25 protein-coding genes are annotated in these 25,612 nt (G+C 65.4%); 10 read left to right on the top strand and 15 right to left on the bottom strand.

What is annotated here, in order from left to right; translation table 11 throughout:
• Window positions 1-8: 8 nt before the first annotated feature.
• On the bottom strand, window positions 9-1,412 hold the full coding sequence (locus V6B15_RS10370) for an MATE family efflux transporter (RefSeq protein ID WP_334201073.1): 1,404 nt from the start codon (window positions 1,410-1,412) through the stop codon (window positions 9-11).
• A gap of 86 nt (window positions 1,413-1,498) precedes the next feature.
• Here V6B15_RS10370 and V6B15_RS10365 point away from each other — a divergent pair, with 86 nt between their 5' ends.
• Window positions 1,499-2,266, top strand: coding sequence for a class II aldolase/adducin family protein (locus V6B15_RS10365; protein WP_253519087.1), 768 nt, complete (start codon window positions 1,499-1,501; stop codon window positions 2,264-2,266).
• A gap of 37 nt (window positions 2,267-2,303) precedes the next feature.
• Window positions 2,304-2,852 carry a (2Fe-2S)-binding protein gene (locus V6B15_RS10360; protein ID WP_334201072.1) on the top strand — a complete coding sequence of 183 codons (549 nt, stop codon included), beginning with the start codon at window positions 2,304-2,306 and terminating at the stop codon, window positions 2,850-2,852.
• Between the two features lie 34 nt (window positions 2,853-2,886).
• Here the strand turns inward: V6B15_RS10360 and V6B15_RS10355 are convergent, their stop codons facing one another.
• Both V6B15_RS10355 and V6B15_RS10350 read right to left on the bottom strand, forming a co-directional pair.
• Window positions 2,887-3,921: a DUF6607 family protein gene (locus V6B15_RS10355; protein WP_334201071.1), complete on the bottom strand. Its 1,035-nt coding sequence runs from the start codon at window positions 3,919-3,921 to the stop codon at window positions 2,887-2,889.
• Window positions 3,922-3,932: 11 nt separating this feature from the next.
• Window positions 3,933-6,197 carry a TonB-dependent hemoglobin/transferrin/lactoferrin family receptor gene (locus V6B15_RS10350; protein ID WP_334201070.1) on the bottom strand — a complete coding sequence of 755 codons (2,265 nt, stop codon included), beginning with the start codon at window positions 6,195-6,197 and terminating at the stop codon, window positions 3,933-3,935.
• A gap of 146 nt (window positions 6,198-6,343) precedes the next feature.
• Here V6B15_RS10350 and V6B15_RS10345 point away from each other — a divergent pair, with 146 nt between their 5' ends.
• Window positions 6,344-6,688 carry an arsenate reductase family protein gene (locus tag V6B15_RS10345; RefSeq protein ID WP_253519064.1) on the top strand — a complete coding sequence of 115 codons (345 nt, stop codon included), beginning with the start codon at window positions 6,344-6,346 and terminating at the stop codon, window positions 6,686-6,688.
• Here the strand turns inward: V6B15_RS10345 and V6B15_RS10340 are convergent.
• Complete coding sequence (locus V6B15_RS10340) at window positions 6,685-8,037, bottom strand: MFS transporter (RefSeq protein ID WP_334201069.1); 1,353 nt, start codon at window positions 8,035-8,037, stop codon at window positions 6,685-6,687. The two genes, V6B15_RS10345 and V6B15_RS10340, sit on opposite strands and share 4 nt — an antisense overlap.
• 121 nt (window positions 8,038-8,158) lie before the next feature.
• Here V6B15_RS10340 and V6B15_RS10335 point away from each other — a divergent pair, with 121 nt between their 5' ends.
• Window positions 8,159-8,767 carry a class I SAM-dependent methyltransferase gene (locus tag V6B15_RS10335; RefSeq protein ID WP_420493539.1) on the top strand — a complete coding sequence of 203 codons (609 nt, stop codon included), beginning with the start codon at window positions 8,159-8,161 and terminating at the stop codon, window positions 8,765-8,767.
• Here the strand turns inward: V6B15_RS10335 and V6B15_RS10330 are convergent.
• Window positions 8,764-9,588: a glycerophosphoryl diester phosphodiesterase membrane domain-containing protein gene (locus tag V6B15_RS10330; protein ID WP_334201068.1), complete on the bottom strand. Its 825-nt coding sequence runs from the start codon at window positions 9,586-9,588 to the stop codon at window positions 8,764-8,766. The genes V6B15_RS10335 and V6B15_RS10330 overlap by 4 nt on opposite strands.
• A gap of 59 nt (window positions 9,589-9,647) precedes the next feature.
• Between V6B15_RS10330 and lipB the strand changes: the two genes are divergently transcribed.
• Window positions 9,648-10,319 carry a lipoyl(octanoyl) transferase LipB gene (gene lipB, locus V6B15_RS10325; RefSeq protein ID WP_334201067.1) on the top strand — a complete coding sequence of 224 codons (672 nt, stop codon included), beginning with the start codon at window positions 9,648-9,650 and terminating at the stop codon, window positions 10,317-10,319.
• The gene (locus tag V6B15_RS10320) at window positions 10,316-10,633 is read left to right on the top strand and encodes a hypothetical protein (protein ID WP_334201066.1); all 318 of its coding nucleotides are present in this window, start codon (window positions 10,316-10,318) and stop codon (window positions 10,631-10,633) included. Before lipB ends, V6B15_RS10320 begins: the two co-directional genes overlap by 4 nt.
• Here the strand turns inward: V6B15_RS10320 and V6B15_RS10315 are convergent, their stop codons facing one another.
• Both V6B15_RS10315 and V6B15_RS10310 read right to left on the bottom strand, forming a co-directional pair.
• On the bottom strand, window positions 10,634-11,509 hold the full coding sequence (locus tag V6B15_RS10315) for an HpcH/HpaI aldolase/citrate lyase family protein (protein ID WP_334201065.1): 876 nt from the start codon (window positions 11,507-11,509) through the stop codon (window positions 10,634-10,636). It abuts the gene before it with no gap.
• 30 nt (window positions 11,510-11,539) lie between these two features.
• Window positions 11,540-12,652, bottom strand: coding sequence for an alkene reductase (locus tag V6B15_RS10310; RefSeq protein ID WP_334201064.1), 1,113 nt, complete (start codon window positions 12,650-12,652; stop codon window positions 11,540-11,542).
• A gap of 53 nt (window positions 12,653-12,705) precedes the next feature.
• Between V6B15_RS10310 and V6B15_RS10305 the strand changes: the two genes are divergently transcribed.
• Entirely contained in the window at window positions 12,706-13,611 is a 906-nt protein-coding gene (locus V6B15_RS10305; protein WP_320180835.1) for a DMT family transporter, read from the top strand.
• A gap of 2 nt (window positions 13,612-13,613) precedes the next feature.
• Here the strand turns inward: V6B15_RS10305 and V6B15_RS10300 are convergent, their stop codons facing one another.
• The 6 genes from V6B15_RS10300 to V6B15_RS10275 all read right to left on the bottom strand — a co-directional run bounded on the left by V6B15_RS10300 (window position 13,614) and on the right by V6B15_RS10275 (window position 20,573).
• Entirely contained in the window at window positions 13,614-14,930 is a 1,317-nt protein-coding gene (locus V6B15_RS10300) for a DUF2254 domain-containing protein (protein ID WP_253519035.1), read from the bottom strand.
• A gap of 58 nt (window positions 14,931-14,988) precedes the next feature.
• Window positions 14,989-17,106 carry a prolyl oligopeptidase family serine peptidase gene (locus tag V6B15_RS10295; protein ID WP_334201063.1) on the bottom strand — a complete coding sequence of 706 codons (2,118 nt, stop codon included), beginning with the start codon at window positions 17,104-17,106 and terminating at the stop codon, window positions 14,989-14,991.
• 24 nt (window positions 17,107-17,130) lie between these two features.
• Window positions 17,131-18,117: a quinolinate synthase NadA gene (nadA, locus tag V6B15_RS10290; protein ID WP_253519027.1), complete on the bottom strand. Its 987-nt coding sequence runs from the start codon at window positions 18,115-18,117 to the stop codon at window positions 17,131-17,133.
• Window positions 18,118-18,182: 65 nt separating this feature from the next.
• Window positions 18,183-18,959: a hypothetical protein gene (locus tag V6B15_RS10285; protein WP_334201062.1), complete on the bottom strand. Its 777-nt coding sequence runs from the start codon at window positions 18,957-18,959 to the stop codon at window positions 18,183-18,185.
• Window positions 18,960-19,029: 70 nt separating this feature from the next.
• The gene (locus V6B15_RS10280; RefSeq protein ID WP_334201061.1) at window positions 19,030-19,719 is read right to left on the bottom strand and encodes a DUF4230 domain-containing protein; all 690 of its coding nucleotides are present in this window, start codon (window positions 19,717-19,719) and stop codon (window positions 19,030-19,032) included.
• Entirely contained in the window at window positions 19,704-20,573 is an 870-nt protein-coding gene (locus tag V6B15_RS10275; protein ID WP_334201060.1) for an MBL fold metallo-hydrolase, read from the bottom strand. The genes V6B15_RS10280 and V6B15_RS10275 overlap by 16 nt, the downstream gene beginning before the upstream one ends.
• A 62-nt stretch (window positions 20,574-20,635) precedes the next feature.
• On the opposite strand from V6B15_RS10275, the gene V6B15_RS10270 reads away from it, so the two are divergent.
• Complete coding sequence (locus tag V6B15_RS10270) at window positions 20,636-22,099, top strand: glycerol kinase (RefSeq protein ID WP_334201358.1); 1,464 nt, start codon at window positions 20,636-20,638, stop codon at window positions 22,097-22,099.
• Here the strand turns inward: V6B15_RS10270 and V6B15_RS10265 are convergent, their stop codons facing one another.
• Both V6B15_RS10265 and V6B15_RS10260 read right to left on the bottom strand, forming a co-directional pair.
• A complete protein-coding gene (locus tag V6B15_RS10265) occupies window positions 22,100-22,555 on the bottom strand; it encodes a DUF1465 family protein (protein ID WP_334201059.1) in 456 nt (151 codons plus the stop codon).
• 91 nt (window positions 22,556-22,646) lie between these two features.
• The gene (locus V6B15_RS10260; protein ID WP_253523001.1) at window positions 22,647-22,856 is read right to left on the bottom strand and encodes a YdcH family protein; all 210 of its coding nucleotides are present in this window, start codon (window positions 22,854-22,856) and stop codon (window positions 22,647-22,649) included.
• A gap of 165 nt (window positions 22,857-23,021) precedes the next feature.
• Here V6B15_RS10260 and V6B15_RS10255 point away from each other — a divergent pair, with 165 nt between their 5' ends.
• The gene (locus V6B15_RS10255; RefSeq protein WP_253519010.1) at window positions 23,022-23,177 is read left to right on the top strand and encodes a YdcH family protein; all 156 of its coding nucleotides are present in this window, start codon (window positions 23,022-23,024) and stop codon (window positions 23,175-23,177) included.
• 70 nt (window positions 23,178-23,247) lie between these two features.
• Window positions 23,248-25,518 (top strand): phosphoenolpyruvate--protein phosphotransferase, encoded by a 2,271-nt coding sequence (ptsP, locus tag V6B15_RS10250; protein ID WP_334201058.1) that lies wholly within the window; start codon window positions 23,248-23,250, stop codon window positions 25,516-25,518.
• Window positions 25,519-25,612: the final 94 nt, after the last annotated feature.

Raw genomic sequence — 25,612 nt, 5'->3', positions numbered from 1 at the left:
GAGGATGGTTAACTATTGGTTTGGGCGGAGCCGCCCTTTTCGGACGGTGCGCGCAGCACGCGCCAGACGATAAACGCGGCCAGCGCCCCGCCGGCGAGATTGGCGACCAGTTCGGCAGCATAAATCGCGGGCGAGCCCCAATATGCGCGCAGCAGCCAGCCGAACGGCAGCATCACCAGGAACACGCGCGCGGCGCTCTGCGCCAGGGCGAAGCCCGCCTTGTCGACGGCATTGAGCGCGCCATTGGCCACGATCAGCAGGCCGAAACCGGCATAGCCCCAGACCGAAATCGCGAGATAGCGGGAGAATTCCTCGATCACTGCGGGATCGTCGGTGAAGATGTCGGCAAACCAGTCGCCGGTGAAGAACAGGACCAGCGCGATCGCCAGGCCATAGCCGATGCAGAACAGCCCCGACCACCACATCGCCCGGCGTGCCCGATCGGGGCGGCGCGCGCCCCAGTTCTGTCCCACGATCGCGCCGATTGATCCCGACAGGGCGAGCAAGGGCACGACCGCGAAACTCTGCAGCCGTCCGGCCGCACCGAAGCCCGCTACCGCCGCTTCGCCCTGGTTTGCAAGCAGGGCGGTGAGGACCGACAGGCCAATCGGATTGATCGCGTTCGAAAAGGCGGCGGGCGCGGCGACCGAGAGGATCGCCTTGCTCGAAGCGCCGACATCGCAATCGCGGATTGCAGCGGGGTGGATGTGAAGTTTCGCGCCGCGGATCAGCCACAGCGCGACGAGGATCGCGATGAAGAACCCGGCAATCGTGGCATAGGCGGCCCCGGCGATACCGAAACCGGCAATGCCAAACGCGCCGGTGATCAGGATCGGATCGAGGATCCAGTTGGCCACCGAATAGGTCAGCGAGACATAGCTGGTCTTGCGCGCCTCGCCCTGTCCGCGCAGCACGCCGTTGAGGCCCATCTGCAGCAGCATGATGGGCAGCCCCAGCGCATAGGGGCGCATATACTGGCCGATCAGCGGGAGCAGGTTTTCGGATGCCTGCATCAGCCGGAACAGTGGATCGAGCAGCAGATAAAGCCCCAGCCCGAGGACGAGCCCGGCGCCCAGCGCGAACACCGCGCCGAAATTCGCCCGCCGCTCCGCGCGCGGCACATCGCCTTCGCCCAGCGCGCGGGCGATGACCGAATTGATGCCCACCATGACGCCGACGCCAAGGCTCGAAAGCGCGATGGTGATGGGGAAGATGAAGCTGACCGCCGCCAGTTCCTGCGCGCCCAGCTGGCCGATGAAATAGGCATCGATCAGCCCGACCGACATGATCGCCGCGACGCCGAAGATCATCGGCATCGTCTGGCTGACAAGATGGCCGCGAATGCTCCCGCGGGTGAGTTTGGCCATCTCGCTCATCGCGGGCGGCGTTAGCGGGGCGGGGCTGGCTTGCATAGCGCCAAGTCCTGCCGTCTTGCCGACTCGCGCCCGGCCGTGCGATACAGGTCCTCAAACAAAACCCCTTACGGAGAGAGCTTGCCATGGCGACGCAAATGAAGACCCGCGATTTCGAATGCAGCGATGCCGAATGGCAGGCGCGGCAGGATCTTGCGGCATGCTATCGCATCTTCGACCATCTCGGTTGGGGCGAAAGCATCTACAATCACATCTCGGTGGCCGTTCCGGGCGAGGAAAACGTCTTCCTGATCAACCCTTTCGGGCTGCTCTACGACGAGGTCACCGCGTCGAACCTGGTCAAGATCGACGTCGAGGGCAACAATGTCGGCCCATCGCAATATATGGTCAACAAGGCAGGCTTCACGCAGCATGCCTATTTCCATGAAAAGCTGGGCACCCGCGCCAATGCGATCTGCCACGTCCACACGACTGCCACGATGGCGGTGTGCAGCCACAAGGACGGGCTGGTGCCGACCAATTTCTACGCCTGCAATTTCCAGGGGCAGATCGGCTATCACGATTTCGAAGGCGTTACCGTCCGCAGTGAAGAGGGCGAACGGCTGGTGCAGAACCTTGGCGATCATTCGATCCTGATGCTGCGCAATCACGGCCCGGTGGTGATGGACAAGACCATCCAGGGAATGTTCGTGAAGATGTGGGCGCTCCAGCGGGCGTGCGAAATCCAGGTCGCCACGCTCAGCCAGGGCGAAGCCAATGTGATCTCGCAGGAGGTCGTCGACGTGCACCAGCGCGACCTGTCGGTGATGCAATCGCAGGGCGGCGCGGGCGTGTTCGATTTCGAAGCGTGGAAGCGCCGCGTGTCGAAGATCGACGACAGCTGGAAATCCTGAATCCGGCCACAGGCGCAGGACGTAAGGCACAGCGCGCATGACCGGCATGACCGTCAACGGGAAGCCGCTCCGCTTCCTGATGGATCCCGACACCCCGCTGCTGTGGGCGCTGCGCGATGCGGCCAACCTTACCGGCACCAAGTTCGGCTGCGGCGAGGGTGATTGCGGCGCGTGCATGGTCCATGTCGATGGCGAGGCCCTGCGCAGCTGCCTGATCACCATTGCCGAAGCCGAAGGGCGCTTCATCACCACGATCGAGGGGCTGAGCCGTGACCGCTCGCACCCGGTGCAGCAGGCGATGGTCGCCGAACAGGCGATCCAGTGCGGCTATTGCACGCCAGGCATCGTCATGGCGGCGAGCGCGCTGCTCGCCAAGAACCCCGCGCCGTCCGAAGCGGAGATCAAGGCGGCGATCCCCAATCTGTGCCGCTGCGGGGTCTATCCGCGGCTGGTCCGTTCGATCCAGCGTGCGGGGCGGGTGACGCGGCGGACCGAGACGATCAGCGCCGCACCCGCGCCCGGAATCAGCGCGGGGGACGCCGCGCAGGAAGTCCCCGCAATCAGCGCCCCTGAACCGCGCGAATAGCCGGGCGCGCAAAGCCGCGCACCCGGCCATTGGATCAATATTCGCCGTTGGCCTCCGCCACTTCAGCCGCCGCTGCGGCGCCTTCGGCAGTTGCCTGGGTGATAAGCTGCCGCGCCTCGGCGATGGCATCGGCTTCGCTCAGCGCGCCATCCTTGATCTCGTTGGCGATGGTCAGCAGGCGCCCGGAGATGACCGTGCCGGTCTGCGCTTCCTCGGCAATCGCGATCCCGCCATTGGCCTCGGCCACCGCGTCCCATTGCGTGCGCACGGCTGCCCAGTAATCCGCGGTCGCCGCCCAGTATTCGTCGGCCGCTGCCACATTGTAATCGTCAAACCGGTCATAGGTGTTGAGGACATATTCCTGCACCACCGGCGCAAGTCCGTCCTCACCCGCACTGTCGGGCATCATCTTGGTGTTGTCCTGCCAGTGGATCCAGCCGGTGGGGGTCAGCTGGTGGCGGTTGATCGACGCATAGCGATCGTAGACCGGGTCGCGCACCGCATCGCGGCGGGCGAGCGGGCGCCACGTCCAGTTCGAACGCCAGCGGCGGATGCCCTGGCTGTCCTGCCATTCGCCCCACCCGGCATAGCGCGGGCTGTCATCGACCTGGTAGACCGTCTGCGACCAGCGACCATTGCGCAGCCGTTCGGGCATTTCCATCCATTCCCAACTGTTGGGGCCGGTATAGGCGAGGATTTTCTCGGGCTCGTATTCCCAGTCCTGGCGCCAGTGCTTGATGACGAATTCCTCGCCCTCGGCGCCGACCACCAGCAGGTGCTGGAGGATGATCTTGGTGCCGGTATCCTCGATCACGCGGACCGATTCGTGCCCGCCCGAAATCTTGCGGTCGAGCGGTTCGTAGCCCGCCATCCACGGGGTCGATTCCTGCATGTCGAAGCGGACCTTGTAGTCGCCTGCCATGCTCAGGATGGTGGCGCGGTCGCGCTCGAATTGCGCGGTTTCGACTGCTTCGCCGCGGTCCGCGATCGGGCCGTCGGCCAGTGCGGGCGCGGCGACGAGCGCGGTGGCGAGAAGGGCGGTGCGAAAGAAAGTTCGTACGTTGGTCATGGTGTCCTCCCTCAGAACTGGAAGCTGAGCGAAACGCTCGCATTGCGACCGGGCCGGGTATAGGCGTCGGTCGTGGTGGATGTGGCCGAGAGACCCCTGACGTCCTGCCAGTAGGCGTATTTCTCGTCGAAGATGTTGAAGATGCCCGCGCGCAGTTTGAGCGCGTCGGTCACGGCGAAGAAAGCCGTTGCGTCGAGGATGGTGAAGGCGTCGGGGCGATAGCCGCCGTCGGTCTCGTCGAGCGGTTTGCGTGCGTGATGCGTTGCGATCAGCTCGCCGCCGAAGCGGCCTTGCGGCTCGCGATAGCCGATGCCAACCACCAGATTGAGCGGGTCGATCGTGTCGAGCGGGCGGGATGCCGCGCCCGGGGACAGGATGTCACCATCGGCATAGGCGATCGCAAAGCGACTGTAGAAGCCGTTCTCCATGCGGAAACTCGCCTTGGCCTCGACGCCCTCGATCTCGACCGCGTCGAAATTGACGAACTGGTACTGCGCCGGGTCCATCGGGGTGAACGACCCGCCGACGACCTGCTGGCTTATGAAATCGTCATAGTCGGCAGTGAAGGCGGCGATTTGCAGCGACACCGCCTCGGTCGAGAACTTGATCCCGGCTTCCCAGCTCTCGCTGGTTTCGGGGCCCAGATCGGGATTGGGCAGCGAGGTGTAGCCATAGGCGAGGTTCTCGAAGAAGTTGTTCACCTGGTACGGTGTCGGCGCGCGGAAGCCCTGGGCGTAATTGCCGTAGAGCAGGACATCGTCCGCCAGCTTCACCGTCACGCCCAGCTTGGGCGACAGGCGATCATCGCTCTGCGCCGATCCCGCGAAATCGGGCAGCAGCGGATCGTCGGTCGGATCGAGATCGTAGAAATCGTACCGCAGCGCGGGAAACAGCGTTACCGCCCCGTCGAGGAAAGTGAATTCGGTAGCGAGGAAAATGCCGCCGAGCATGAAGTCGGTGGCGGGAAAGGCGCGCGTCGGGAACACCTCGCCAAACGGCGGTTCGGTGCCGTCGCGCAGGCCCTCCTGCCGCGTCCAGCTGACATCGCCGCCAAAGGCGAGCGTGGTGCGGAAGGCATCGCCGCCAAACACACTGCGCGCTTCGGCAGACAGGCCGTAGACCTTGTTCTCGAAGGTGTTCAGCCGCTCGCGATCGGGGCGCGGCGTGGCGCTGACGGGCGAGCGGTCCTCGTCGGTGAACTGCACGTCCTCGCCGGTCTGGTAATAGGCCGCAGCATGCGCGTAATCGATCGCGCCTTCGCCGACATAGGTCCAGTCAAGCGACACGCGGCCGCGTTCGGTGGTGTCGAGTGCGGTCAGATCGTCGACGATCCAGCTGGGGGAGGGGCCGAAGAGGAAGGCCGGCCCCTGCCCGGAGAGGACATCGGTGGCGACTTCGGTCTCGAGATATTCGCCCGACAGACGCACCCGGTGCGCGCCGGTATCCCACACCAGCTTGCCAAGGAATGCGTCGGAGGTCCCGTCCTGCGGGTTCGGCAGCGTGCGCCCGCTACCCAGACCGTCAACCTCGCCTGCGTTTTCCAGCTCGTGGAAGTCGCGGCGGGTGTAGGACAGCATGGCCGAAAGATCGCCGAACAGGCCTGCGATCGCCGCGGTTTCGGTGAACTCCTCGTCGGCGCTCGAATAGGAGGCGCGGACAAATCCGCCGAACCGCTGTCCCGCTTCGACGAGATCGACCGGGTCGCTGGTGGTGAAGCTGATTGCACCGGCCAGCCCGTCGCTGCCGTATAGGGCGGAAGCCGGGCCGCGCAGGATCTCGACCGATTTGACGAGGCTTACATCGGTGTAGCCGCCGCGACCAGCATCCTGCGCGCCAAAGGAAAAGCCCTGCGGGCTGCGGATGCCGTCGACCTGGATGAGCACGCGATTGCCGCCGATGCCACGGATGATGAAGTCTTCGTTGCGCGCGCGGCCAGTCGCACCCAGCGCGGCACCGAAGCGGGCGGGCGCGCGGCGCACCGATACGCCGGGTTCGTAGCGCACGAGGTCCTTGATGTCGGTGGCCAGTTCATCGGCGATCTGCTCGTCGTCGATCACGGTGATCGTGGCCGGTGCGTCCTCGATCTGGAGCGGGGTGCGCGTGGCCGTCACCACGATCTGGTCGTCTCCCGGCAAATCCTCTTCGGCAGCGATAGCCAGCGCCGGAAGGCTCGCTGCGGCAAGCGCGGCGAGTGCCGATCCCAGCTTGAGTGTGGCCAGCCGCTGGCGTGCAGCCATGCCGGAGGCGCGCGCAGTGCGTTCGAATGTCGATCCCATGATTTTCCCTGTTGATGCTGTTTTGCGTCCGCCGCGCTGATATTGCGAGTCAGTCGCATTTGCAAGAAGTCTCTGGGATTTTCGACACTGCCCTCTTTTCGTCGGGGTTTGGCTGGCGTAGCGAGCCGGAAAAGGAGAGCGGACCGATGAAAGCGACTATCTGGCACAATCCGAAATGCGGCACTTCGCGCAAGACGCTGGCCATCCTCGAGAACCTGTCGCGGGTCGAGGTCGAGGTGATCGAATATCTGAAGGATCCGCCGAGCGCGGAGAAGCTGGCGCAGCTCTACAAGGATGCGGGCATCACTCCGAACGCGGGCCTGCGCCTGCGCGGAACCGATGCTGCGGAGCGCGGCCTGCCCGAGGCTGCGGCGGAGGATGTGCTGGCGGCGATGGCGGCCGATCCGATCCTGATCGAGCGTCCGCTGGTCGAAACCGACAAGGGTGTCCGCCTGTGCCGGCCGCAGGACACCGTGCTCGAAATTCTTTAGCGGCGGTCCTGCGTCAGTGCGCTGTCGGCCTGCAGCGCGCGAGAGCCATAGACGAAGACGATCGCGCATAGCGCCACGATTAGCCCGAAGCCAAGCCAGTCGGAATGGCTGTAGAGCCAGACGCCAAGCGCGGGCGCATAGATGAAGCTGGCGCCCGCAACCGAGGCGGTGACCCCGCCCGCCTGGCCCTGCTCGGCGCGGGTCACCGCCAGCGATGTGCCTGACGTATTTCCCGGCCGGAACAGGCCGAAGCCAAGCGAGGCGATCGAATATCCCAGGGCGATGGTATGAATGGTCTGTCCCAGACCGAGGACCACCGTACCCGCTGCGGCGATGGCGATGCCCCATAACGAAGCCGCGCGCGGCCCGAGGTCGAGCCGCGGGATGAGCCCCCACTGCGCCAGCAGCGTGGCAATCGCGCCCGCCATGAGCACGAGCCCGACAGGTCCGGCCCCCGCCGCGGGGTCGCCGCGCAGCCCAAGACGGTCGAGCACGAGAAAGCCTGCTATCCCCAGGATCATGGCCTGCGCATGCCCGCCCAGCAGGCCCGAGATGACCCAGGGGCGCAGACGCGGTTCGAACCAGCGCAGCTTACCCGGTGCAGGCTCGTCGCCCTCATCCTCGTCCTTCGAAACCTCGGCAGTCGGACCGCCCGAATAGGGCGCGTCATAGGCACTGCCGCGCGCGGCGAACTGAGGTTCGTCATCGGGCAGCCGCAAACGCAGCGCGATCAGCGTAACCAGCCCGATCAGCGCGAAGACCAGAAACGGCCCGGCAAGGCCCAGCACGGGCATCACCATCAGCGGCGCAAGCGCGGGGCCGATCACCGTGCCGAGCCCGAAGCTCGACGCAATCAGCGACAAGGCCTGCGTGCGTTCAGAACGCGGTGTGCGGCTGGCAACATAGGCCTGGACCGCGGGCGGCGCGGCGCTGCCGAACCCGCCATAGAGGCTGCGCGCCGCGGCAAACAGCATCAAAGCCCAGAATGCCGGGAGGATACCCGCCAGTCCCAGCCACAGCATGAGCCCGCACAGCAGGAAGCTGGCGATGAAGCCGAGCATGCCCAGCGCCATCATCGCCTTGCGCCCGCGTTGGTCCGATTTCTGCGCCCAGATCGGCGCGCAGATCACCCACAGGAGCGCCGACCAGCTATAGGCGAGGCTGATCCACACATCGTTCACGCCCAGCGAAGTACCGATCGAGGGCATTACCGACTGCATCGCGGTATTGCCCGCCGCGGTGGTCAGCATGACCGCGAACAGCAGCGCCATCCGCCCGCGCGGAATGGTGCGCGCAGGGGGCGCCGGCGGCGGCGGTGCCAGCGGGGCGGTGGGTTCGACATCGGCCATCGCCAAGGCGGTACGCGCGCGCTCGGCTCCTTGCAATGGTGCAGCGGGACTGGCAAACCGGCGCCTTAGTGAAACAATCACAGGGTACGCGATTTTGACCGGACATCAGGGCGTTGGCACCATTTCGCGGCCCCGGCTGCGTACACGCGCGGCGCGTTTCTTCGGCCAGTGGGGAGTGTTCTTCCGTGGCTTTGTCGAAGAACCGCGGATGGTCGGCTCGATCATCCCGTCTTCGCGCTTCACCATCCGCAAGATGCTCGCCCCGGTCGACTGGGACCAGTGCGAGGTGTTCGTCGAATACGGCCCCGGGGTCGGCACTTTCTGCCAGCCGGTGCTCGACCGCTTGCGGCGCGATGGCACGCTGATCGTGATCGACACCAACCCGCTCTATGTCGATTATCTGCGCAAGCATTTCCGCGACAGCCGCTTCCATGCGGTCCACGGATCGGCCGCCGATGTGGTCGAGATCGTCAAGGCGCATGGCCATGACGGCGCCGATTACGTGCTGTCGGGCCTGCCCTTCTCGACCCTGCCCGATGGGGTCGGCCCCGCGATCGCGCAGGCGACCTATGACGTGATCCGCCCGGGCGGGGCCTTTCTTGTCTACCAGTTCTCGGCCAAGGCGCGCGACTTCATGGCCCGCCATTTCCGCCGTATCGATCGCGGGTTCGAACTGCTCAACGTGCTTCCCTGCCAGCTCTTCTGGGGCTGGAAGGATCGCGAAAGCTAGTCTTCGGCGTCCGGCACCGGTGCGGTGTTCAGGCGGCTGAACTGCGTGTGCACCGCTGCCATTACACACACCATCAGCACGATCATCACCGCGTTGAGCAGCCCCGATACGATCGCCTCGCCCAGCAGCGCGCCCTGTTCCCCGGCAAGGGCGAACACGAGGCCGAGAACCAGCGAAACGACCGCCGAAACCACGATGAAAGCGACCGTCAGCAGCAGGTAGAACAGGAACAGGCGCATGCTGTTGCCGCGGGTCAGCGACCACGAGCGTTGCAGCGCCTTGACCGGGTTGAGCTGCCCCTCGATCGCAATGACCGGGGCGGCAAGCGACAGCTTGGTCACGATATAGCAGGTGATGACGAAAGCGATGATCCCGCCAAGCACCGCAAGCGCGTTCAAGCCGGTTAGCGCGCCGACGGTCAGAAGCAGCGTCGCGACGATCACGATCAGCGCGGTCTGCAGCAATTGCGCCGCGATATAGCTGGGGACCGAGCGCGCGCCGGTCGCCAGCGCTTCGCCCACGGTGGGGTTGGCGCGTCGCCGGACCAGCGCCAGCATCCCGAGCAGTCCGACACCCTGGATCAGCGCGAGCAGCAGGAACACCCACCAATAGTCGAGATACAGCTCGGTCACCGCCGCCATCACGACGTCGAAGTCACCGCCTGCCTGCGCGCTTTGCATAGCGCCCATTTCAGGCACGGCGATCATGAACCCGGCATAGGGCAGGAAGAAAAACACGCCCGCCAGCACCGCCAGCAGGCCAATATTGCGTGACAGCAGCCCCATGGTGTCTTTCCACGCGGTGTCGAGATCGAATTTCATGCAGCGGCTCTCCCGTTTGCCCCTTGATAAGCGCTTCGCCAGTCGCCACGCAATCGCGCATGTCGTCTGCACCCCCCGAAACCGTCGAATGGCGCGCCGAGCCGGGCCGCATCGGCTATCGCGATGCGCTCGACGCGATGACCGCGCGCAATCGCGCGATCGCCGAGGGCGAGGCGCGCGAGATGGTGTGGCTGCTCGAACACCCGCCGGTCTATACCGCGGGGACCAGCGCCGATGGGGCCGAATTGCTCGACCCGCGCTTCGAAGTGGTCGAGGCCGGGCGCGGCGGGCGCTATACCTATCACGGGCCGGGCCAGCGGGTCGGCTATGCCATGATCGACTTGCGCGAGCGCGGACGCGACGTGCGCGGTTTTGTCCATGCGCTCGAAGGCTGGGTGATCGCCACGCTGGCCGATATCGGCGTAACCAGCTGGCGCAGCGCGGGCCGGGTCGGCATCTGGACGAAGGATGTCGACGGGCGCGAGGCCAAGATCGGTGCGATCGGCGTGCGGGTGCGGCGCTGGGTGACCATGCACGGCTTCTCGGTCAATCTTGCGCCCGATCTGTCGCACTTTACCGGCATCGTCCCCTGCGGGATCGATGAGTTCGGCGTGACCAGCCTCGAACGGTTGGGAATCGATCTTGCACCTGCGGCCTTCGATGAGGCATTGCGGGCGCGCTTCGGGGATTTCCTCGCGGCGCTCGAAGGAAAGGCCAACGCGCTGCCATGATGATACGTTCGGCTCTCTTGCTTGTCGCTGCCACGGCGATCCTGTCCAGCTGCGGGGACGACGCGCCCCCGGCGGAGACCGAGGTCGAGGCCGAACGCGACGCCAAGGGTGAAGTAATCGGCGGAACGATCAGCGATGCGATGATCCCGCTCGATCGGCTACGCTCGCAGTCGCCTCCGGTACGCGAAGCGCCGAGCCAACCGTCCGCTGCGGGCCCAGCCAGCGAAGCGCCGGCCGAACCCGAGGAAGCCAGCGAACCTGCGCCTGCTCCGGTAGCCGCGCAAGAAGCGGGCGACGACCCCGCCGGGGACTAGTCAGTCCTCGCCAAGCAGCCGCCTGGCGCGCTCCAGATCTGCCTGGCCGACGCGGCGCTCGCCCACCGACAGCGAGATCGCCCCGGGATTGGTCGCAAAGGCTGAAATGATCTTGTGCGCGTCGGAAATTTCGCTCTCGAGCGGGGCGAAGGCGGCGTTGATGCCCTCGACTTGCCCCGGATGAATGGCAAACATGCCGGTGAACCCGTCCGCCCGTGCCGCATCGGCGATACGAGCCCCCGCTTCACTGTCGCGGACATCGCGGAACGGGTGTTCGATCGCACCGATCCCGCGGGCATGGGCGATCAGCAGGATTTGCGCGCGGACCTGCGCCAGCGCGTCTCCCCACCGCCCGCCGGGCCCGCGCAGGCGGCGCGCGCCGATGGCATGGGCCAGCCCGACCGCGTCCCAGGTCAGAGCCGACACGCGCGGGTGCAGCTCGTCGGCGAGCCGGCGGATCGTCAGCGCGCCGGCCGGGGTCGAACCCAGTTCGGGCATGATCCGCGTGATGTTTGCCGCCAGCCCGAGCCGGTCCTCGAATTCGTAAAGTACCGAAGCCAATTGCCGGATATCGTCCGCGCCGCGGCAGTGCGACAGCACGATCCCGTGCGGCGAGCCATCCATCGCGGCATCCAGATCATCGCGCCAGTGCGGGGTGCCGAGCGCGGGGATGCGCACCCAGCGTTCGAACTTGCGCTGCGCCACCAGCTGTTCGCGATGCAGCCGCAGCCAGGTCGTCGCGGCGATCCGGGCGGTGGCCTGCTGGGCAGCACGAAGGGGCCGGGCGAGGTCGATGACCACTGCCTCGGCCCCCGTGCCCGCTGCCGAGCCGATCGCCTTCTCGTTATCTGCCGGGATGAGTATCCACGACCGCATTCAGCCTCCGAAGTGTCGCCGCACGGCGACTCACTCGGCCGCAGCTTGCTCCTGCTTAGTTAGCATCGGGTAATCGATGTATCCGGCAGGTCCCTGACCATACCAGCTATGCGGCACATTCACATTCGGCGCAATCTCCGCGCCCGTCCGGAAGCGTGCCGGAAGGTCGGGATTGGAAATGAAGTCGCGGCCCCAGCTGATCGCGTCGGCCCGGTCGGCCTCGAGATCGGCCACCGCACCCTCGGGCGTGTAATCGCTGTTGAGCACCAGGGTCCCAGTATAGAGTTCGCGGATCAGCGGGCTTTGCTTGGGGACATCGGTGCTGCCGAAGGTGCCGTCGGGACCCGGCTCGCGCAGTTCGAGGAAAGCCACGCCAAGTTCCTCGATCACCCGGGCGGCGGCGCCGAAGGTAGCTGCCGGGTCGCTATCGTCGCAGCCCTGTGTCTCGCCATTGGGCGAGAGGCGGACGCCGACGCGGTCCGCACCCCAGACATCGACCAGTGCGGTCAGAACTTCGCGCAGGAAGCGGCTGCGGTTCTCGGGGCTGCCGCCATAATCGTCATCGCGCAGATTGGTGCTGTCGCGCAGGAACTGGTCGACCAGATAGCCATTCGCCGCGTGCAGTTGGACGCCATCGAAGCCGGCCTTCTTCGCATTCTCGGCGGCATGGCGATAATCTTCGACCACGCGCGCGATTTCATCGACCGACAGGGCCCTCGCGGCTTGGTGATCCTTGCGCCCTTCGAAGGTATGCGCATGGCCCGGCGCGGTGGTCGCGCTGGCGGACACCGGCGGATTGCCGCCGAGGAAATCGGGGTGGACCAGGCGGCCCATGTGCCACAGCTGGAGAACGATCAGCCCGCCTTCTGCATGGACGGCGTCGGTGATCGGCTTCCAGCCTTCGACCTGTTCGTCGCTCCATATCCCCGGCGCGGCGGGCCAGCCGAGGCCTTCGACGCTGATCCCGGTGGCTTCGGAAATGGTCAGGCCGGCACTCGCCCGCTGGCGATAGTACGTTTCCATCATCTCGTTGGGGACCGAGCCGGGCTGGGTCGAGCGGCCGCGGGTCAGCGGCGCCATGAAGATACGGTTCTTCGCTTCGAGGGCACCCATGGTGAGCGGCTGGAACAGGCTTTCGTGCATGCGGGCAAATCCTTTTTGCTAGCGCGTGTTGGCCATTGAGCTAGGGGCGGGTCATGGGCAGCGCAACCGCCACACCGGACAAGAATGGCTTTCAGGCGAGTGCATGGCACTTCGCCGCGCTGGTCGCCGGAAACATCGCGCTGGCGCTGGGTCCATGGCTGGTCCGGCTGTCCGACACCGGCCCCGTCTCCGCCGGTTTCTGGCGGCTTCTGCTGCCGCTCCCGGTGCTGGCGCTGCTCGCCTGGCGGGGCCGTTCGCCGGGACCGATCGACGGGCGGCTGGTGCTGCTGTGCCTGCTCGCCGGCGCGTTTTTCGCTGTCGATCTCGCCAGCTGGCATGTCGGGATCGAGCGGACCCGGCTCGCCAACGCCACGCTGTTCGGCAATTCGGGCAGCGTGATCCTGATGGCCTGGGGCATCATCGCGGCGCGGCGTGCGCCGTCGGGGCAGGAAGGGGTGGGCGTGCTCGCGGCGCTGGTCGGCGCGGGCATATTGCTGGGCCGCAGTCTCGAGATTTCCGCGACCACCTTCGTGGGCGACCTGTTCTGCCTCGCGGCGGGCATCTTCTATGCCTTCTACCTGCTTCCTGCGCAGCGGGCACGCGCCGCGCTGGGGCCGTGGGCAGTGCTGCTGCTGGTCAGCCTGATCGCCGCGCCGCTGCTGCTCGCCATCGCGCTGGCTGCGGGCGAACCGGTGTGGCCGGGCGAGGCGGGGTGGACGCCGGTGCTGGTGCTCGCGCTCAGCAGCCAGCTTGTCGGGCAGGGCTTGCTGGTCTTCTCGCTGCGCCATTTCCCGCCGCTGATCATCGGGATGGCGCTGCTGACCCAGCCCGCTATCGCCGCTACGGTTGGCTGGCTGGCTTTCGGCGAATTGCTGGCACCGCTCGATGTCGTCGGCATGGTGCTGGTCGGTACCGCGCTGGTGCTGGCGCGCGCGGGGCGGCCGGGCCGGGTTCGCTAGCCCTACCAGAAGACCTTGTTGAACCGCGCGACGTGACGCTCGAACCGATCGAGGTCCGGGCCGACAAGTACCAGCCGCGTTTGCCGGGCGAGCTTGTCGGCCTGGTCCTTGAGCAGCGTCTGGCGTCGCTCGTCGCGGATCGGCACTGCGGCATTGGCAAGCGTATCGAGCATGACTTCTGCTGCGGTGGGCGAACTCGCTACCCCGCTGCGGATCGCGCCGAATCCGCGGCTTACGTAGTGGGCGAAATCGTCGGGCAGCGGGATCACCGGACAATCGTCACAATCCTCGCCGCAGATATCCTTGCGTAGGTCGCGCCGCCCGATCTCTGCGGTCGCGGCACCCAGCCAATGGAGCGCAGTGATCGCGGTGAAGGGATCGTTGATCCCGGGTGACAGCGCGCGCAGCCCGATTTCGACCAGTTCGTCGATCAGGAATTGGGGATCCTGTTCGGGTGTCCGGGTGGAGCCGAGCGTGAAACAGCCGCGGATGCGTTCATCGATGGTCGCGGGATCGCAGCCATCGACATCCAGGAAGGGCATGTCGCGATGGACGAAGTCGCCCGTGCGCACGCGTAGCGAGATGGTGCAGCCGCAATCGCGCGCGATCTTCACCAATTCGTCGAAGTCCACCAGCTGGACATAGCCCGTGCCGCGTGCGGTCAAGGGTTTGCCGCCCTTGGGTTCGACTGCCTCGTAGAACTCGTCTTCGACCGGATAGGTCTCGCGGACCGCCTCGAGCAGCCGTTCGCCGATACCCTTGAGCACCTTGTTGATGCGAATGCTCGACGGGATATGGTTGAGGAAGAACACCAGCACCGCGACGCACAGGCCCATCAGGACATAGGCGACCAGCAGCGACAATTGCGGGGTAAAGCCGGGCAGGGCGGTGGCGGTGGCATCGGCCAGCGCGGCGGGAGTTTCGTCTTCGGCCCGCACCGCGCGCAGCACGATCAGCGCATAGACGAAGCTGCCGATGAAGGTCGCCAGGCTCAACTGGTTGCCGCGATCCTCCATGAAATTGGTCAGCAGCCGCGGGCCGTAATTGCCGCTGGCATAGGCGACCGCGGCGATGGTGATCGAAAACACGGTCGAGGCGACACCGATCATGCTGCCTGCCATCACGGTGAGCATGTCCGCCGCCCCCTTGGGGCGCGCGGGCACGATCCAGTCGACCTCGTTGAGGAATTCGGCCAGCCCCGCACGGTCGAGCCAGACCATGATGAAGGCCAGCGCGCCCGCCATGATCGAGAACAGCGCCGGATAAAACCAGTAATTCGCGTTCAGTCGTGCCCAGAAAAAGCGTATGTCGGCGGTCAAGCGCCCATCCCCTGCCAGTTGCGGTCAGGGGATGAACGCGCGAAGCCCATCTCCGTGCCTAGTCCGCTCCGCTACCGATCTCGCGATTGAGATAGGCGAGCAGCAATGCGGCACGCTTGGCGTCTTCTTCATGGTCCGATCCGACCGAATGTCCGCCCTCGCGGTACTCGTGATAATAGAAGGTCTGGCCCCAGGCTTCGTGCTTCGCCGCCGCCTTGCGCGCATGGCCGGGGTGCACGCGGTCATCGAGCGTCGACAGGTAGTAGAACGCCGCGGGCACGTCCGGCGTATCGCGCATGTTCTGGTAGGGCGACCATTCGCGCATGAAGGCCCAGTCCGCCGGTACGTCGGGATTGCCGTATTCGGCCATCCACGATGCGCCCGCGAGCAGCTTGTTGTAGCGCTTCATGTCGATCAGCGGGCTGCCCGAAATGATTGCGCCGTAAAGATCGGGGCGCTGGTTTGCCACCGCGCCGACCAGCACGCCGCCGTTCGAGCGGCCCGAAGCGGCGATGCGGCCCGGACTGGCCAACCGGTTGGCGACGAGATCGTCGGCCACCGCATGGAAATCGTCGAAGCTGTTCTGGCGTTTGTCGCGCAGCGCGTCTTCGTGCCAGCGCGGCCCGTATTCGCCGCCGCCGCGGATATTGGCGAGGACATAGGCATTGCCGCTTTCGACCCAGAAGAGGCCCAGCGGGCCGCTGCGATAGGGTTCGGCGGTAAGGTATTTGGGCGTCTGCGCCGCGCGGAATCCGCCATAGGCATGGATCAGCGTGGGTAGCGGACCTTCGGCATCTTTCGGACGAACGAGGTAATAGGGCACCTTGGTGCCATCCTTTGAGGTGGCGAACTTCTGCTCGACGGTGAACTTGCTGGCGTCGAACTGGGCGGGTTCGCTGGCGATCGTCCGCGGCGCGCCCTCGCTGGGCACCGCATAGAGTGTCGGCGGCGTCAGCATGCTTTCCACGGTGACAAAGGCGGTATCGCCGGTGCCGCTGGTTTCGGCGATCTGGATCGTGCTGTTGCCCGGAAGGTCCATCGTGCGCGCGGACCATCCATCCGAACCCGGCGTCAGTTCGATGAGCTTGCCCGACACATCGTCGAGCACCTTGACCCACAGCTTGTTTTCCGACGCCGCGACCTGTTCGACCGCCTGCGTTTCGCTGGGGCGGAAGACCGCGAAGGGCTGCGGATCGGCCCCATCCAGCACGTCGTTGAGTGACCAGGCGAGCAGCGCGCCGGGCTGTTCGGTGCCCGCAGATGTTTCCATCGGGGAATTGAGCTTGCCGATCACAAAGCCGCCAAGCACCGCTTCGAACTCGGCATCCTCGGGCAGTGGCAGCGCGACGGTGTCGCCGCTGTCGGTCACCAGCGCATATTCGCTGGTCCAAAAGCTGGGACCGCGGCGCACGAAGCGATAGCGGGTCTCACCGTCGAGCACCGAAAAGCCGTTCATGCTGATATCGGCCTGTTCGCCCTCGGCAATCAGCCGGGCTTGCGCAAAATCGGTTCCGCGCTCCCACAGCTTCACAAGGCGCGGATAGCCCGAATCGGTTAATGATCCGGCGCCTTCGTCGGTGCCAACGAACAGCGTATTCTCGTCATACCAGGCGACGTTCGACTTGGCTTCCGGAAGCGTGAACCCGCCTTCGACAAAAGCGCCGGTCGCGATGTCGAACTCGCGGACCACGTCGGCATCGGTTCCGCCCGGGCTAAGCGAGACCAGGCAGCGGGTGTATTCGGGCGCGAGACAATTGGCGCCGTGCCATACCCAGCTTTCGCCCTCGTCCTCGCCCAGCTGGTCGACATCGATGAGTGTGCGCCATTCGGGGGCGCCCGCCAGATAGCTCTCCAGCGTCGCGGTGCGCCACAGCCCGCGCGGATTGTCCGCATCGCGCCACAGGTTCGTGACCTGATCGCCCATGATCGCATCGGGCATCGCGATTTGACGCGTATCGTCGAGGATCTGCTTGGCCCATGCCTTGGCCAGCGGATATTCGGCCTGCGCGGTCAGCACCGCCTCGGTATCGGCATTCCACTGGTCGACCTTGGCCAGCGCGCGCTCGCCCTGGATTTCCTCGAGCCAGACATACGGATCCTCCGCCTCGCTCTCCTGCGCCGCGATCGGTGCGGCGGTAAAAACGAGCGCGGCGGCCAGCGCCAGACGTGCGACCATCAATTCTCTCCCTGAATTAGTATCCTAGACGCGGCCCAGATCGCCCTTGCCGATCGTGCCGCTGGCCATTTCGAGCATGCGGTCGAGGCTCTGCTTGGCCTTGAGGCGCAGGCCTTCCTCGATCTCGATCCGCGGTTCGAGATCGCGCAGGCAGGCGTAGAGCTTTTCCATCGTGTTAAGCGCCATGTACGGGCAGATGTTGCAGCTGCAATTGCCATCGGCACCGGGCGCGCCGATGAAGGTCTTGTTGGGCAGCGCTTTTTCCATCTGATGCATGATGTGCGGCTCGGTCGCCACGATCAGCGTGTCGCCCTCGAAGGTTTCCGCGAACTGCAATATGCCGCTGGTCGAACCGACATAATCGGCATGATCGACGATGGTCGGCGGGCATTCGGGGTGCGCGGCGACCGGGGCGTCGGGATGCTGCGCCTTGAGCTTCAGAAGCTCGGTCTCGCTGAAGGCCTCGTGGACGATGCACACGCCCGGCCAGAGCAGCATCTCGCGGTTGAACTTGCGGCTCATATAGCCGCCCAGATGCCGGTCGGGGCCGAAGATGATCTTCTGGTCCTCGGGGATCTGGCTGATGATCGTTTCCGCGCTTGAGCTGGTGACGATCACGTCGCTGAGCGCCTTCACCTCGGTCGAGCAATTGATGTAGGTCAGCGCGATATGGTCGGGATGTGCTTCGCGGAACGCCCTGAACTTGTCCGGCGGGCAGCTGTCCTCGAGGCTGCAGCCCGCATCCATGTCGGGCAGTACCACGATCTTTTCGGGGCTCAGGATCTTGGCCGTATCGGCCATGAACTTCACGCCGCAGAAGGCGATGACATCGGCATCGGTTTCGGCGGCTTTCTTGCTCAGTTCCAGACTGTCGCCGACAAAATCGGCGAGGTCCTGGATATCGGCGGTCTGGTAGTAATGCGCGAGAATGATCGCGTTCTTCTCCTTGCGGAGGCGATTGATCTCGGCGAGCAGGTCCTGGCCGGTCGGCAGGTCGGTCTGTGCGGTCATGTGGGGTCCCGTCTGCTGCGTTTGGGGCGCTTATAGACTGAACGGCCCGGAAGGCGAGGGCGTTCCTACATTGTGAAGCCGGGCGGCAGAAACGCCTCCATCGGACGCAGTTCGCCCGGCGTGTCCGCGATGACGCTGCGGGTAATCGCCATCCCTGGTTCGGAATGGGCCAGCAGCAACGACAGGACGAACACGGCGGCGTAGATACCGAGGCCCCACAGATAGGCGGGATGCACGCGTCCCGTCGCGCGCTTGTCGGCGATCATGCCGATTACGGGAAACACCATCGTAGCCAGCGTGGTGATCGTCCAGGCATGCGGGATCATCAGCGGCAGGGGCAGGATCCGGCCGAGACCGGGTCCGGTCAGGATCGCCATGGCGCACAGCATCAAGCGCCGGTGCCAACCGGTGTACCGCCGCCGGCGCAGCGCCCAGAAGGCGAGCCCGCCGAAGCACCATAGCAGCATCATATTGCTCCACAGGAACTCGCTCACGTGGAAAAAGAACGGCCCGCCGGTGCGCCGCGCGACCACCACCATCAGCACGCTGCCGAAGACCAGCATCAGCGGGATCCAGAGATAGGCGATCCGGCCGAAACCGGCATGCCATGCCCATTGCCCGCGTAGCGCGGTGACGTGCTGCATCAGATAGATCCCGATCCAGCCCATGAAGACCGCGGCATGCAGGTGATAGGCGGCAGGGACTGCGAAGCTGGACCGGCCCATCGCCAGCTGGAGGGTGAAGCCGCCCACGATCACCAGCGCCATGACCAAAGCCATGACAAAGAAAAACCGCGTCTGTTCGCGCGGCGCTGCAACCTGCGGCGGATGAATGGTCGCCATGATCCCGTATCTCCTCCAAAAACGCGACCTGGCTATTTTTGGAGGAAGCTACCCGGCGGTTCGCGGAGCGTCAATTTCCGGGAGTGGCTTCCCCGTCGAACCGCACTGCGACCGTCACATCGCCATAGCCGGCAATCTGTAACGGAATGGCGAGATTCTGCCGCACCGCATCCTTTGCGGCCTGCCGTGCCAGCGCGAGGACTTCGGGGTTCTTGGCGAAGGCGGCGGCCTTGCGTTCTGCCTGCTGCGAATTGTTGCGTGCAAGGTCGGCGCTCGCATCGCGGCTGACATAGGTGCCTTCGGTAAAGGTTTTCTGCGCCGCCTCGTCGAGATTGGGCCGCGAGATGCGCAGCGCCGGCAGCACCACCGAAAGGGTTTCGCTTCCCGCGTCCCAGGCGAACCGGTCGCGGTCCATGGTCGACAGGTCGAGGCGGTATTCGACCGTGGCGGGAATGATCGCCGCCTGCCGGCTTTCGAGTAGGTCGATGTTGAGCACGCCGCGCCGATCGACGCTCTCGGCAACGACCTCGAAGCGGCTGGAAAAGACGGTCAGCGAATTCTGCTTCTCGAACGCCAGCATCGCGCTGCCCACAGGGTCGCCTTCTTCCTGGTAGAAGAAGGTACGCCAGCCGAGCCAGGCGACTGCGGCAAGCAGAACGATGACGATCAGCCACGGCACCGCCTGGACGCGCGCCAGCGGGCGCTCCTCGCGCAGTTCAGGTGCGATGGTTTGTGCGGCGGGTTTCAGATCGTCTGCCATGTATTGCCCGAACGGGCGACGAGGCCGCGCTGTTCCAGATCGATCAGATGCGCGGTTACCGACATTTCGGCGGCCTTGTGCAGCTTGGGGTCGAGGCCCTTGTACATCTTGCCGACGAAATCGGGGGCTTCATGCGGGCCTTCACCCAACAGGCGAACGATCTGGTTTTCGCGCTGGCGGCGGTGGCCGATCATCCCGCGCACCAGCTGGCGCGGCTTGTCGACCGCTTCGCCATGCGCGGGGTAGAACACCCGATCCTCGCGCCCATAAAGCCGCTCGAGGCTCTTCATATAGTCGCCCATATCGCCATCGGGAGGGATCACGACGCTGGTCGACCAGCCCATGATATGGTCGCCGGTGAACAGCGCGCCGCTTTCCTCCAGCGCGAAGCAGAGGTGGTTCGACACGTGTCCGGGCGTGGCAACCGCGGTCAGCGTCCAGCCGGGGCCGGTCATCTGTTCGCCATCTTCCATGACCCTGTCGGGTTCATAGGTGCGGTCGAACGAGGCATCGGCGCGCGGGCCGCTGTCGTCGAGCACCAGCGGCGCACAGCCGACGATCGGCGCACCCGTGCGCGCGGCCAGCGTCTTGGCTGCGGGCGAATGGTCGCGGTGCGTATGCGTGCACATGATCGCGCAGACGTGTTCCTCGCCGATCGCCGCGTCGAGCGCGAGCAGATGCTCGGTCTCGTCCGGGCCGGGATCGATCACCGCGCAGCCATCGCCGATACCGACGATGTAAGATTGCGTCCCGGTGTAGGTATAGGGCGAGGGGTTCGGCGCCAGCACGCGCCGCACCAGCGGCTCGAGTTGCATCGCCTTGCCGGTCGGCCACGGTTTGGGAGGTCCAGCCATGCTCTTGCATATGGGGACTATGCTGCGCCATGTCACGTCTCGCCGCTTGCATGGGAGACAGCATGGCCGATTGCATCCTCGTCCTCGACGCCGGGACCACCTCGACACGGGCCATGATGTTCGCCGCCGACGGCACGATGGAGGCGGTCGCGCAGCAGGCGCTGACACAGCATTATCCCAAGCCCGGCTGGGTCGAGCACGATGCCGCCGAGATCTGGGACAAGACGCTCGCCTGCGCACGCGAAGTGACCGGGCACGATGTCGGCCGGATCGCCGCCATCGGCATTACCAACCAGCGCGAGACGGTGGTTGCCTGGGATCGCGAGACCGGCGAGCCGCTGGCACGTGCGATCGTGTGGCAGGACCGGCGGACCGCGGGCTTCTGCGCGGGCATGAAGCAATATGGCCATGAACCGGAAGTGCAGCGGCGCACAGGCCTGCTGCTCGATCCCTATTTCTCGGGCACGAAAATGCGCTGGATGCTCGATCACGACGAGGGTGTCCGGTCGGCCGCGCAGACCGGTACTTTGGCCCTCGGCACGGTCGAGAGCTGGCTGGTCTACAAGCTGTCGGGCGGCGCGCATCTGAGCGATGCAAGCAATGCCAGCCGCACGCTGCTGCTCCCGCTCGACGGGGCGCAGTTCGACGAGGATCTGTGCGAACTGTTCGGCGTGCCGCGCGCCGCCTTGCCCGAAGTGGTCGACACGCATGGGCGGCTGGCGACCTGCGATGCGCAGTGGCTGGGCGCGGCGGTCCCGATCTGCGGGCTGGCGGGCGATCAGCAGTCGGCGACGATCGGGCAGGGGTGCCTTGGTTTCGGCGAAACCAAGGCGACCTATGGCACCGGCGCTTTCGTGCTGACCAATATGGGGCAGGAAATTCCGCGCTCGGAGAATCGGTTGCTCGGCACGGTGCTCTATCAACAGGACGGTGTGCGAACCTACGCGATCGAGGGTTCATGCTTCGTCGCGGGCAGCCTTATCCAGTATTTGCGCGACCAGCTTGGCCTGATCGGCAGCGCTGCCGAGACCGAAGATCTGGCGCGCTCGATCGAGGATAGCGGCGAGGTGGTGATCGTGCCCGCACTTGCCGGGCTGGGTGCGCCGCATTGGAACCCCGATGCGCGCGGGGTCATTTCGGGCCTCAGCTTCGCCAGCGGGCGCGCACAGATCGCGCGCGCGGCGCTCGAAGCGATGGCGCACCAGACGCATGATCTGGCAAGCGCTTTCGCGGCGGACGGGGCGCCCTGGTGCCGCCTGCATATCGACGGCGGGATGAGCGCCAACGACTGGATGGCGCAGGACCTTGCCGATATTCTCGATCTCGAAGTCGAACGGCCCGATTTCGTCGAGACGACCGCGCTCGGCGCCGCCATCCTCGCTGCTGTGGGATGCGGGATGCAGGATAGTCTCGAAAAGGCCGCGCAGGCGATGCGCGGCGGCGGAAAAACGTTCAATCCGCAGATGACCGGGGATGTACGCGAAGCCCGCCTTGCGCGTTACGCGCGGGCACTGACCGCCGCCTGATCAGCCGGTGGCAAAGGCCTGCGCGATCCGCCCTTGCAGCGAGGCAACCGGCGTGGCTGCCACGGCTTGCGAGCGCCGGTGGCGATCGAGCCGTGCCACGCGCGCATGCAGCCGCTCGCTGTCCTCGATCAGCGCGCGGGTGCTCGGTTCGAGCCGCGCGAGATTGTCCGCGTCGGCTTCGCGTTCCTCGGGCAGGGTGCCGCACCGCTCAAGCTGCTGCTCGGACAGCTCGCCTGCCATATAGGCACGCTGGTTGAGCAACCATGCGAGCACATGCATCAACCGGGTGGTCGCGCGCAGTCCCTCGATCGACAGCGCCACGCGCGTCAGGTCGTCGGGATCGGCGCTGGTGTCTTCGCAGCGCAGGTCGAAAGCCGCGCGCGCATCATCGGCGAGCATAAGCGCTGCGCTGTAGAGATCTTCGATGATCTCTTCGTTGATATCGCGGGCCGACATGCGTGTTTATTACGCATTTCGCGTCATTCCTTCCAGCGGATTAACCACGGCGCCGCTCGCATGACAGCGGGTGCGACGCAAGCTGCAGGAATCAGGCGATAATATCTGGCAGGAGCACATCCTCGATCGCGGCGATCCGATCCTTCAGCACGAGCTTGCGCTTTTTCAGCCGGGCCATCTGCAACTGGTCGGTAAAGCCCCGCTGCTCGCCCGCGTGAGTCAGTGCCGCGATCGCGACATCGAGATCGCGATGCTCGCTGCGGAGCAGCGCGAGCCTCTTGCGCAGTTCCTGTTCGTTCACGCCGACCTTTCCGGACAATCGCCCCTCGCGACCGCTTTGTCGCATGCCCACAACAAGGCTCTTTGTAAATTGGCAATCCTGTGGTTTGTTACCTGGTCTGCGGCTCGTTCCGCGCAAGCGTACGAGTCGCTCCTGGGGTCAAACAACCGTCAAGGAGACAACCCGATGCAATCATCCCATGTCGATGCGCTCAAAGCCAAGCACGCCGGTCTCGAGGTCCGCCTGCACGAGGAACAGATCCGACCGGCACCCGACATCGCGATGATCCAGCAGATCAAGAAGCAGAAACTCCGGATCAAGGAAGAGATCGCTTCCTGCTGACAATGGCAAACGGGGGGCGGGGCCACGTGCCCCGCTTCCGCCCGACCAGTTATTTGCTATAGGCTGAGGCATGTCCGCAGTTGCTTCCGCCCGCCAGATACTTACGCGCCTGCACGAGGTCATGGCCGGGCGTACCCATGCACAGCACAAACTCGACCGCGTGGTCGAGATCATCGCCGAGAGCCTGTCGAGCGAGGTCTGCTCGATCTACTTGCTGCGCGAAGGCGCGCTGGAGCTGTATGCGACGCAGGGCCTCAATGCCGAAGCGGTCCACGTCACGCGGCTGGCCGTGGGCGAGGGCCTGACCGGGACCATCGCCAACAATATCGAAACGCTCAACCTGGCCGAGGCCAAGGCCCACCCCGATTTCGCCTATCGCCCCGAGACGGGGGAGGAAAAATTCCATTCCTTCGCCGGTGTACCGATTGTCTACCGCGAACGCGCTGTGGGCGTATTGTGCGTCCAGCATGTCGATCCGCGCCGCTACGAGGAAATCGAGATCGAGGCGCTGCAGACCACCGCCATGGTCCTGTCGGAACTGATCGCGCACAAGGAACTGGTCGATGGCGAAGGGCCGATCGACCTCGAGGTTACGCATGTCGAGAACGATGTGCTCGAGGGACTGGCACTGGTGAAAGGCCTTGCGGCAGGCCACGCGGTCTTCCACCAGCCGCGGATCGAGATCGATCAGGTCGTGGCCGAGGATATCGAAGCCGAGCGCCAGCGCGTCTATCGCGCCTTCGACAAGATGCGCGACCAGATCGACGCGCTCGGCAAGGAAGCGGAATTCGGCAAGGGTGGCGAGCATGTCGAAGTGCTCGAGACCTACAAGATGTTCGCCTATGACGAAGGCTGGAGCCGCCGGATCAACGAGGCGATCGATAGCGGGCTGACCGCCGAGGCGGCGATCGAACGCGTCCAGCAGCGCACCCGCATGCGCATGCGCGAGATCGACGATGCACTGCTGCAGGACCGGATGCACGATCTGGAGGACCTCTCCAATCGCCTGCTGCGGATCGTCTCGGGCCAGCTTGGCACGGCGGCGACGCAGGGACTGCGGCGTGACACGATCCTGTTCGCGCGCAATCTCGGTCCGGCCGAACTGCTCGAATACGACCGGCGCCGGCTCAAGGGTGTGGTGCTGGAGGAAGGCTCGCTCACCGCCCATGTCGTGATCGTGGCCCGCGCCATGGGCGTTCCGGTACTGGGCCGCGTCACAGGTATCCGGACGCGGGTTGCCGAAGGCGACGAGGTGATCCTCGATGCCGACAGGGCGCGGGTCACTCTGCGCCCCAACCAGCAGGTGCTCGAGGCATTCGAGACCCGCTTCGCCAGGACGCGCGAAAAACAGGCTGCCTACGCCGAACTGCGCGATGTCGAGCCCTTTACCCGCGATGGGACGCGCATCACCGTGATGATGAATGCGGGCCTGCGCGACGACATGAGCGCGCTGGCGATGAGCGGCGCGGACGGCGTCGGGCTGTTTCGCACCGAATTCCAGTTCCTGGTGTCCTCCACCCTCCCGCAGCGCGACCGCCAGATGCGGCTCTATCGCGATGTGCTCGATGCGGCGGGCGACAAGCCGGTCATCTTCCGCACGGTCGATATCGGCGGCGACAAGGTCGTCCCCTATCTCGCCAACGCCGTGGCCGAGCGGGAAGAGAATCCGGCGATGGGCTGGCGCGCGCTGCGGCTCTCGCTCGAACGCGAAGGGCTGCTCAAGGCCCAGGCGCGGGCGCTGCTCGAAGCCGCGGCGGGCCGCACCCTTTCGGTCATGTTCCCGATGGTCAGCGAGCCATGGGAGTTCGATGCCGGGAAGAAAGTGTTCGACGAACAGCTCGCTTTCCTGCGCGACCGGCGCAAGCTGGTGCCCGAAACGATCGAATATGGCTGCATGCTCGAAGTGCCGGCCTTGGCCGACATGCTCGACGTATTGGCGCCCAAGCTGTCTTTCATCTCGGTCGGCACCAACGATCTTACGCAGTTCCTGTTTGCAGCCGATCGCGCCAACCCCAAGCTGGCGGAGCGCTACGACTGGCTCAGCCCGGCTATCCTGCGCTTCCTTGCACGCGTTTCGCAGACGCTGGTCGGGCAGAATGTCCGGCTTGGCATCTGCGGCGAAATGGGCGGGCGGCGGCTCGAAGCGCTGGCGCTGCTCGGGATCGGCTATCGGCGGCTGTCGATCACGCCCGCCGCGGTGGGCCCGATCAAGGAACTGGTGCGCAAGGTCGATCTGGCCGAGCTGACCGAGCATATGAAGCGCCTGCTTGCCTCGCCGCCCGAAGACATGCGCGCCGAGTTGCACAAATGGGCCAGCGAACGCGATATCGATCTCGACTGATTTCGTCGCGAAACCGCCTCTTCTCGTCCATAGATACCAACTGTGTTATGATGCATGCTTGACAGGCGTACCGCGGGTTCGCTTTTCCTGCGTC

Origin of the sequence: Qipengyuania sp. Mu-71 (assembly GCF_036867055.1) — a bacterium.
In the GTDB taxonomy this organism is placed as follows: Bacteria; Pseudomonadota; Alphaproteobacteria; order Sphingomonadales; family Sphingomonadaceae; genus Qipengyuania; species Qipengyuania profunda.
Note: the sequence above shows the minus strand (reverse complement) of the source record. Positions and strands in the feature narration are given on the sequence as shown.